Raw genomic sequence first — 865 nt, 5'->3', positions numbered from 1 at the left:
AAAATCAATTCAAGACTAACCCATTTATACTCGAACGAAAATAGCAAACGTTTGCCATTTTCGTTCGAACTATAATATGGATTTAAAACGAATGTAAATACGACTATTCAATTAATAATGTTGTATAGATCATGATTCTGGCCATGAGATATGCTTATCATTCAGCTTTAACTTGGTTTCTTTTACGATATTCAAGCGGAGAACAATCATTTTCTCGTTTGAATATCTGCCTGAAAAACTGTGTATCAACATAACCAGATCGACTTGCAACTTCATCAATTGACAACTTTGTTGACCTCAACAGTTCTTTTGCAAAAGATAAACGCCCTAACTGAATAAACTTTAGCGGACTGATGGATGTCGCCTCTTTAAATCGGCGTTTTAACTGCCGTTCTGATAAGCAAGCTTCATTCGCTAAATCACTGATAGAGACGATGTCTAGATCCGTGGTGAGAATCCATTTTTGGATTTTTAGAATCAGCTCATCTCTGTGTTGCATGTAACGGAAAACATCACAGTATGAATGAGAGTTTCCACTGCTCTCTATTGTACTTAAAAACTGGTTACCAAGGTTTCGAGTGTGCTTTCCAAAATACTCTTCTACTATTTCCAGCATCACACTTGAGTGAGAGTAAGGTCCAGACGAAAGATAGACGTTTCCGTCAATGAGTGCTTTCTGCTCAGTCATGAGCGTTATCTCAGGGAACAGTTCGCCAAAGAGGTGGGCGAAGTAAGAATGCATTACAGCTTTGTTTTGCTGCAAAAGACCGGCTTTCGCGACGACAAAAATACCGGTGTCAATTGCAACTATTTTGCTGCCTTTTAGGTGTAACTCTCTGATCCAATCGAACAATGCAGGATCGAT

Annotated in this window: 1 protein-coding gene; it reads right to left on the bottom strand. The window is 38.7% G+C overall.

Annotated features, from left to right (window positions below):
* Positions 1–157: 157 nt before the first annotated feature.
* Positions 158–865: GlxA family transcriptional regulator (locus R7Q46_RS25915; RefSeq protein WP_318078048.1), on the bottom strand; the 708-nt coding region annotated here is incomplete at its 5' end.

Source organism: Vibrio sp. 811 (assembly GCF_033339195.1).
Note: the sequence above shows the minus strand (reverse complement) of the source record. Positions and strands in the feature narration are given on the sequence as shown.